Genomic DNA, 8,197 nt, shown 5'->3' with positions numbered 1-8,197 from the left:
GGCCGAACCGGCCCAGGGCCGGGTCTGACGCGCGGCCCGGCGCCGGTCAGGCGGTCCTGCGGACGGCCTGCGGGGCCCTGCCCAGCGCGTGCACCGACCAGCCCGCCTCCCGCCAGGCCTGGTGGTCCAGGGCGTGGCGGGCGTCGACCACGTGCCGCCGGTGCACGAGCGCCCCGGTCGCCACCGGGTCCAGTCGCCGGTACTCGTCCCACTCCGTCGCCAGCACCATGACGTCGGCGCCGCGCACGGCGTCCTCGACGTCGGCCTGGTAGCCGAGCCGCGGATGGCTCGCCTGCGCGAGCGCGAGCGCCTGCGGGTCGGTCACCACGACCTGCGCCCCGGCGTCGGCCAGCCGCTCCGCGAGGGCGAGGGACGGCGACTCGCGGACGTCGTCGGAGCCGGGCTTGAACGCCGCCCCCAGCACGACGACGCGGGCGCCGACGATATCGCCGTCGCACGCGTCGCGGACCAGCCGCGCCGCGTGACCGGTCGCGCGCTGGTTGATCGCGTCGACCTCCTCGAGGAAGACGGTCGCCGGCCCGACGTCCAGCTCCCGCGCCCGTGCGACGCACGCCCGGATGTCCTTGGGCAGGCAGCCGCCGCCGAAGCCGAGGCCGGGGCGGAGGTAGGCGCCGCCGATGCGCGGGTCGTGCGCCATCGTCCCCGCCAGCTCCACCGCGTCCGCGCCGGACGCCTCGCAGACCTCGGCCATCGCGTTCATGAACGAGATCTTGGTGGCGAGGAACCCGTTCGCGGCGACCTTCGCCAGCTCCGCCGTCGCTCGGTCGGTGACGACGCGGGGCACGCCCGCCGCGAGCAGCGGGCCGTAGACCTCGTCGAGGCGGGCCGCGGCGTCCGCACCGGCCGCGCCGGGGGCCACGCCGTAGACGAGGCGGTCGGGGCGCAGCGTGTCCGCCACGGCATGGCCCTCGCGCAGGAACTCGGGGTTCCACACGAGCCGCGCGCCGGCCGGACCGAGCCGGTCCGCGATCCGCGCGGCCGTCCCCACGGGCACGGTGGACTTGCCGGCGACGACGTCACCGGGCCGCAGCACCGGCTCGAGGGCCGCGACCGCCTCGTCGAGGTGACGCAGGTCGGCCTCCCCGCTGCCCGGCCGCTGGGGCGTGCCGACGCACAGGAAGTGGACGTCGCACCCCGCCGCCCCGGCAGGGTCGGTGGTGAAGCGCAGCCGGCCGGCGGACAGACCCTCGGCCAGCGACGGCGCCAGGTCGGGCTCGTAGAACGGCGCCCGGCCCGCCGAGAGGGCGGCGACCCGGTCGGCGTCGACGTCCACCCCCACGACGTCGTGGCCGAGGCGGGCCAGCGCCGCCGCGTGGACGGCACCGAGGTAGCCGCAGCCGAGCACGGAGACGCGCAGCGCGGCGGGCGGCGTCGGCGCGGGCGGCGGGGCGCCGGGGCCCGGGTCGGTCCCCGCGGCCGCCTCGGGCTCCGCGGCCCGCTCCCGGAACCAGCGCACGGTCCGCGCGAGCCCCTCGCGCCACGGGGTGCGCGCGCGCCAGCCGAGCGCCGACTCCGCGAGCGACGTGTCCGGGCGGCGGCGCTGCGGGTCGTCCTGGGGCAGCTCGACGTGCTCGATCCCGGCGCTCGAGCCGGTCTCGGCCAGCACCGCCCGTGCCACCTCGAGCACGGTGAGCTCTTCCGGGTTGCCGAGGTTCATCGGCCCCGGGTGCCCGCTGGCGGCGAACGCCAGGAGTCCTTCGACGAGGTCGTCCACGTAGCACACGGAGCGGGTCTGGGAGCCGTCGCCCGCGACCGTCAGGGGCTCGCCGGCGAGCGCCTGACGCACGAACGTCGGGATCATCCGGCCGTCGTGCCCGCGCATCCGCGGCCCGTAGGTGTTGAAGATCCGCACGATGCCCGCGTCGACGCCGCGGTCGCCACGGAACGCGGTGGTCAGGGCCTCGCCGAACCGCTTCGCCTCGTCGTAGACGCTGCGCGGGCCGACGGGGTTGACGTGGCCCCAGTAGTCCTCGCGCTGCGGGTGCACCTCCGGGTCTCCGTACACCTCGGACGTCGAGGCGAGGACGAAGCGGGCCCGGCACTCCCCCGCCAGCTCGAGGGCGTGGCGCGTGCCGACCGACCCGACGTCGAGGGTCTCCACGGGGCGGCGCAGGTAGTCCGTCGGGGACGCCGGGGAGGCCAGGTGCAGCACCAGGTCCACGCCGTCGCGCGGCACCCCCGCCGTACCCAGGGTGATGTCGGCGTCGACGGCCACGAACCGCGGGTCGCCCCGCAGGTGCGCGACGTTCTGCGCGGCTCCCGTCGACAGGTCGTCCACGCACACCACCGCGGTGCCCGCTGCGAGCAGCGCGTCGCACACGTGGCTGCCGACGAATCCCGCCCCGCCGGTGACGACGGCGCGCCGGAACGCCGGCAGCTCGCGCGCCGTGATCGTCTCGTGGTCCTCGGCCATGGTCAGCCCTCTCGCCCGACGTCCCCGGACGTCGTCCGTGACGATCGATGGCGGCCGCGCTGCTGGACCCGACGTCTCACCGTGGCACGTGCCCCCGCACCACGCAGGGGGAACCGGCGAGCCGGCCTGTCAGGCGGACAGCGCGTCGACGCTCCGGCGCAGGACGACGACGAGCGCTCCGGCCACCAGGTGGTCCCGCGCCGACCGCTCCCGCGACGCGCGCAGGGCGTCCGGCAGCACCTCGACCTTCTCCGCGAAGCGCACGACCGGGTCGTCCTGCCCGTCGGCATCGGGCTCGGCGTCCGGTCTGCCCAGCGCACCAGCGAGCCCGCGCAGGGCGGTGGCGAACTCCGGGCGCAGCTCGGGCCCCAGAGCGACCTCCTCCTGATCCTGGCGCTCCCAGTCGACCAGGAGCCGCACCACCTCGTCCATCCCCTCTGCGACCACCCCGAGCACCTCGGCGCGGTGGGCCTGCGCGCTCGTGCGCTCCGGATGGCGGCGGACCCTGGGGTTGCCGCGCGACGCCTCGGAGGTCTGCGCCACCTCGGCCCGCGCTCGTTCGATGGTGGGCCGCAGGCCGGCCCGTCGTTCCTCCCACTCGTCGGCGGCGAGCGGTCCGTGGTGCTCCAGCCACCTGGCCAGCTCGTCGGCCTGGTCGACGAGCGCGTCGCGGAGGCGGTCGAGCGCCGCGTCCGACGGTGTGAGCGGCAGTGGCGGCCGGACGGCGTTGACGCCCACGCCGATCGCCGCCCCGACGAGCACGAGGCCGGCGAACGCCCCCACGTACTCGGTCTCCTCCCCCTGCCCGAGGATGAGCACGAAGAGCGCGGAGGTCGCCACCCACGTGCCCATCTCGCCGAGCGCGCTCCACCCCGCGCACAGCATCGCGACGCCCACGACCAGGGCCACCGAGAAGACGCTCGGCGACAGGACGGCGTCCACCACCAGCGCGACCGCGGCACCCAGCAGCAACGCCGCCACCGCCTGGACCGACTCGCGCACCGACCTCGCCAGGGTGCTGCTCGTGGCGACGACGGCGCCGAGGGGCGCGTAGTACGGGTACTCGGAGAACGGCATCGGCGCGACGAGCCCCACCACCCATGCCAGGGCGGCGGCGATCGCGCCGCGCAGGGCCAGGGACCAGCGCGGGTGCATCTGCCAGGCCCGGTACGCGGTCGCCGGGAGCCGGCGGTATGCGTCGCTCATCCGAGCTCCGGGGGCAGCTCCGCGTACCCAGGGGCGAGCCGCACGCTCCACCCGCCGGCCCCGGCGGCGGCCCCGTCGTCCACGGCCGCGACGTCCTGCCACCGCACCAGGTAGGTGCCGCGGTGCAGGCGCCGCACGATCTGCGGGACGGGCCACGGTGAACGCACCTGGGTGCGCTCGTAGCCGTGGTACGACCCGGCCCTCCGCGGCCCGACCAGCAGGCCGAGGACCACGGCACCACCCACGGCGTCGCGCCGGGCCCTGCTGCTCAGCGCGGCGTCGTGCTCGCTGTCCTTTCGGTCCTCGCTGTCCTCGCGGTCCTCGCGGTCCTCGCGACCGCCGGGCCCGTCGTCCGGCTCGTCGCGCGTCTCGAGCGCGAGCCGCACGTCTACGACGACGCCGAGCGGCACGCCGTCGGGGCCGAGCACGCGCGCGTCGAGGAGGTCGCCGACGTTCATCGGTCGCCCTCCGGGTCGTGCCGGCCGCCGGGGATGCGCTCGACGAGCCGCTCGCGGACCCAGTGCTCGACCCAGTCGGCGTCCAACCCGTCCGAGGACACCGCCAGCTCGACCGCCGTGCCGAGGTGCCCGACGTCGTCCCACGCGATGCGGGGCATCCGCGACGTGGGGGCCCGCCCCCCGAACAGCCGGGTGACGAGCGCCGGTCCGACCAGGATCGCCGCGACGTGCGCCTCCTGCCCGGCCCGTGCCTCGCTGCCGTCAGGCCCCCTGAGCTCCAGGTCGTCGACGGTGCTCACGGGCTCGCCGTCGACGTCGAGCACCTGCCGGCTGAGCAGGTGCAGCCGGGCGTCGACGATGCGTGGACCGTGGGTCATGAGCCTGCTCCCGTCGCGATCATCAGGGGGATCGCGGCGACCGCGGCCACCACGACGATCACCAGGTACACCGTGCCCAGAGCGTTCACCACCCGCCCGTTGACGTGCTCGCCCATGTACTCGGGATCGTTCGCCACCACGAGGATCGGCACGTACGTCAGCGGCAGCGCCACGGCGGAGAAGACCACCGACATCTCGGTGACGGCGATCGGGTCCACGCTGGTCATGAGGATCCCGACGCCCAGCAGCAGCGCCACGATCATCGTGAGGTGGAAGCGCGCGGCGCGCGCCGGTCGCCGGAACTTCCCCCAGGACCAGCCCAGGTACTGCGCCACCGTGTACCCGCTGGACAGCGCCGTCTCCAGCGCCGCGCCGAACGTGGCGGCCACGATCCCGACGATGACGAGGGCGAGCAGCAGCACCCCGCCCGCCTGCGCCACCGGCAGCACGATCTGCGACAGCGACGAGACCTCGATGCCCGCAGGCAGCAGCACCACAGCGGCGCACGCGGCGATCGCCACGGACAGCAGGCCGCCCAGCGGGAACCCGACCAGCACGTTGACCCGGTTGGTCGACAGGTCCTTGGCCGTCCATCTCTCCTCGACGGCACCCGACGAGAAGAAGAACACCTCGTACGGCGTCATCGCCGCGCCGAACAGGGCGACCGCGTAGTACCAGTAGCTCGCCGGGTGCTCGGTCCCCGGCGGCGACGGCGGCACGGCCTGGCGCAGCAGCTCGCCCCAGTCGGGGCCGAGCAGGAACAGGGCGACGGCGAAGCCGACGAGCAGCAGGCCCATCAACCCGGCCACGTTCTCCATGATCTGGAACTTCACCCGCCACAGCACGAGCCACACCGCGAGCCCCGCGACCGGGATCCACAGGCGCGGCTCCACGCTGCTGGCCAGGTGCAGCGCCAGCGCGATGCCGCCGATCTCCGCGGTGAGGGTGAGCAGGTTGATCGCGAACGACGCCACGAGGTTCGCACCCGCCGCCCGGGGCCCCAGGCGCTCGCGGATGATCTCGAACGTCGCGCGGCCGCTCACCGCCGTCACGCGGCCGGCCATGCTGGCGAACAGGCAGATGCCCACGACGCCGACCACCACGACCCACACGAGCGACATGCCGAACCGGGAGCCGACGACCGCGTTGGTCACCAGGTCGCCGATGTCGACGAACCCGCCGATCGCGGTGAGGATGCCGAGGGCGGCGGCGAAGACCTTCTTCATGGTCCGCCCGCCGCGGCCAGGGCCTCGTCCACGGCCCCGGCCGCCTGGTCCAGGTCGTCCAGGAGCTCCCCGGCACCGGCAGGTCCGGCCCCCAGGTCGCCCCCGGAGCGCACGGCGACCCACTCGCGTGCCGCGACGACCACGTCGGTCACGTCGCCGACGGCGGCCAGGCCGTCGGCACGGTGCGCCGACGACGCGGCGTCCGGCGGCACCAGGGTGGTCAGTGCGGCGTCCGCGTCGTCGAGCACGCGCAGCTGGTCGAGCAGCGTCGTGTCGGCCACCGGCCCCGTCAGCCGCCCGCGGGAGAGCAGCTCCACGGCGATCCGCGTCGTCTGCGCGGCCGACCCGGCCTCGGCCAGGGCATCGGCCACGGCCGCCGTCGCCTGCCCCGGCTCCTGCCTGCTGGCGACGCACCCACCGAGGGCGGCGAGCGCCAGGGCGCCGCCCACACCTCCGGCGACCACCCGCCCGAGACCACGCAGCCCGGCCATCCTTCGATCGTGCCCGTCACTCCTGGTCAGCGCACGCGGGAGCGCCGGGCGGGCAGCCGCGCGCCTCACTCGGCAGAGGATCCCTGGGGCGACGTGGCCGAGGTCCCGTGCTGTGCGAGCTCGCCGAGGAAGCGGTGGCACTGCTTCGCGCGCTCGGAGTCCTGCTGCATCACCTGCTCGAAGAACGCCGCGATCTCCTCCTTGCCCGCGTGACGGGCGTCGCGCACGTACTGCCCGTAGTCGTGGCCGCCCTTGAGCGCGTGGTACTGGACCGAGATGAGGTCGTACGTGACGTCGTCGAATCCCGTCTCTCCGGTTGCCATGGTTTCCTCCAGACGCCGGACTTCCGGCCTGGTCCGCCGGGGCCGTACCCCGTCGGCCGTGGTGGCCCGCTGCTGGACCGGATCTCCACCGTGCCAGGTCGGACGCTGCTCGCAACCGAGCCGCCGCTGCCGGGGCGTACGGTGAGAGAGCGGGGTGGCCCAGGCCGCCCCACCGGGCGACCACGGCGGAGCACCACCGGGGAGGCTCGCACGGTGGCGCCTGTCGCCACAGGACGGAGCCCATGGTCATCTCGAGGTATCTCCACGAGTACGCGACCCGAGCGGCCGGGCTCCTCGGTGACGACGTGGAGGCCAGCATCACCATGCGCCAGCACGGCCTCACGCTGCGAGGGGGCAGCAGCACCCCGGATGCCGCCCGCTGCGACCAGGCCGAGGCGATGGCCGACGCCGGCCCGTGCGTCGAGGCCATGACGACGGCCACGATCCTGGTCGTCCCGTCGGTGGAGGACGACGACAGGTGGCTCGCCTGGCGTGAGCAGTCGATCAAGGAGGGCTTCGTGAAGGCGCTCGCGCTGCCGGCGAGGGTCACCCCCGGGATCGTCGTCGCGCTGAACCTCTACTCGCGCAGCCCGGCCGCGTGGGAGGAGAAGATGGTGCGCGCCGGCGACTCCTACGCACGGCTCATCGCCTCAGGAGTCCGTCTCCAGCTCGAGTTCTCGGACCTCGAGGACGCCGCGGCGTCCCTCTACCAGGCGATGAGCGGCACCGTGGCGGTCGAACGCGCCGTGGGCGCGATCATCCAGACGAACGACTGCACGGAGGCTCAGGCGAGGGACCTGCTGCGGACCGCCGCCGAGGACCAGGGCGTCGGCGAGCGGACGATCGCCGTCACGATCCTGCGGTCGCTCGCGGTCGGCGGGCCCGGGCGCCGGCGCTGACCCCGCGCGGGGACGCTCAGAAACCCGGGACCGTGACCGACTCGTCCGCGTACGGGGCGATCAGCAGGGAGGCGGTCGCCCAGCCCTGGGCGAGAAGGCCGGCGTCGGACTCGGGCTCGGTGGACCACTCGGTGCCCTCGTACCGGATCACCAGCGCAGGGTCGCCGTCACCGGCCGGGGCGACCCGCGCGTGCACGGCACCGAACGTGGCGAGCGGCGCCCGGCGCAGTCCCCGCAGCTCGGTCACGGGCACGTCGGGGACGTTGACGTTCAGCGTCCGCCGGCGCGGCGGACTGCCGACCACCCAGTCGAGCACCCGCCCGGTCACGTGCTCCGCCGTCTCCCAGTGGCGGGGATCCTCCGCGTCGAGCGACACCGCGAGGGACCTCATGCCGAGCGCCGCCGCCGAGAGCGCCGCGCCGACGGTGCCCGAGTGCAGGACGGCGTTGCCCACGTTCGGTCCCCGGTTGACGCCGGAGAGCACCACGTCGGGCACGTCCCCGAAGGCCCCGTAGGCGGAGACGAAGGCGATGAGCGCCGGGTCGGCCGCCACCGCCAGGGAGCGTGCCTCGTCGGGCACGCCCGGGCCGCGGCGCTCCTCCACGAGCAGCCGCCCGTCCTCCTGGGCGCCGTGCAGGGCGGCCGAGGCGCCCGAGGACTCCTCGTGCGGCGCGGCGACCAGGACGTCGAGGCCGTGGGCGAGGGCGCACCTCGCGAGCACCCCGAGGCCGGGCGAGTCGATCCCGTCGTCGTTCGTCACCAGTGCGAGCATCGTGCTGCTCC

The 8,197-nt window shown here is 75.2% G+C and carries 9 protein-coding genes; 1 reads left to right on the top strand and 8 read right to left on the bottom strand.

Going from position 1 to position 8,197, the window contains the following annotated elements; translation table 11 throughout:
* Positions 1-46: 46 nt before the first annotated feature.
* The 7 genes from LEP48_RS18810 to LEP48_RS11475 all read right to left on the bottom strand — a co-directional run bounded on the left by LEP48_RS18810 (position 47) and on the right by LEP48_RS11475 (position 6,515).
* The gene (locus LEP48_RS18810) at positions 47-2,434 is read right to left on the bottom strand and encodes a nucleotide sugar dehydrogenase (protein WP_308010016.1); all 2,388 of its coding nucleotides are present in this window, start codon (positions 2,432-2,434) and stop codon (positions 47-49) included.
* A 129-nt stretch (positions 2,435-2,563) separates the two neighbouring features.
* Positions 2,564-3,640 (bottom strand): FUSC family protein, encoded by a 1,077-nt coding sequence (locus tag LEP48_RS11500; protein ID WP_225565735.1) that lies wholly within the window; start codon positions 3,638-3,640, stop codon positions 2,564-2,566.
* The gene (locus LEP48_RS11495; RefSeq protein ID WP_225565734.1) at positions 3,637-4,098 is read right to left on the bottom strand and encodes a hypothetical protein; all 462 of its coding nucleotides are present in this window, start codon (positions 4,096-4,098) and stop codon (positions 3,637-3,639) included. Before LEP48_RS11495 ends, LEP48_RS11500 begins: the two co-directional genes overlap by 4 nt.
* On the bottom strand, positions 4,095-4,475 hold the full coding sequence (locus LEP48_RS11490) for a hypothetical protein (RefSeq protein ID WP_225565733.1): 381 nt from the start codon (positions 4,473-4,475) through the stop codon (positions 4,095-4,097). Before LEP48_RS11490 ends, LEP48_RS11495 begins: the two co-directional genes overlap by 4 nt.
* The gene (locus LEP48_RS11485) at positions 4,472-5,701 is read right to left on the bottom strand and encodes an NRAMP family divalent metal transporter (RefSeq protein WP_225565732.1); all 1,230 of its coding nucleotides are present in this window, start codon (positions 5,699-5,701) and stop codon (positions 4,472-4,474) included. The genes LEP48_RS11490 and LEP48_RS11485 overlap by 4 nt, the downstream gene beginning before the upstream one ends.
* Positions 5,698-6,192 carry a hypothetical protein gene (locus LEP48_RS11480; protein ID WP_225565731.1) on the bottom strand — a complete coding sequence of 165 codons (495 nt, stop codon included), beginning with the start codon at positions 6,190-6,192 and terminating at the stop codon, positions 5,698-5,700. Before LEP48_RS11480 ends, LEP48_RS11485 begins: the two co-directional genes overlap by 4 nt.
* 65 nt (positions 6,193-6,257) lie before the next feature.
* On the bottom strand, positions 6,258-6,515 hold the full coding sequence (locus LEP48_RS11475) for an acyl carrier protein (RefSeq protein WP_225565730.1): 258 nt from the start codon (positions 6,513-6,515) through the stop codon (positions 6,258-6,260).
* Positions 6,516-6,757: 242 nt separating this feature from the next.
* Here LEP48_RS11475 and LEP48_RS11470 point away from each other — a divergent pair, with 242 nt between their 5' ends.
* On the top strand, positions 6,758-7,414 hold the full coding sequence (locus tag LEP48_RS11470) for a GAF and ANTAR domain-containing protein (protein WP_225565729.1): 657 nt from the start codon (positions 6,758-6,760) through the stop codon (positions 7,412-7,414).
* Positions 7,415-7,430: 16 nt separating this feature from the next.
* On the opposite strand, the gene surE is transcribed toward LEP48_RS11470, so the two are convergent.
* Positions 7,431-8,186, bottom strand: coding sequence for a 5'/3'-nucleotidase SurE (surE, locus tag LEP48_RS11465; RefSeq protein ID WP_225565728.1), 756 nt, complete (start codon positions 8,184-8,186; stop codon positions 7,431-7,433).
* Positions 8,187-8,197: the final 11 nt, after the last annotated feature.

Origin of the sequence: Isoptericola luteus (assembly GCF_020297055.1) — a bacterium.
Lineage (GTDB): Bacteria > Actinomycetota > Actinomycetes > Actinomycetales > Cellulomonadaceae > Isoptericola > Isoptericola luteus.
The sequence above is the reverse complement of the archived record's forward strand: the minus strand, read 5'-3'. Positions and strand labels throughout refer to the sequence as shown.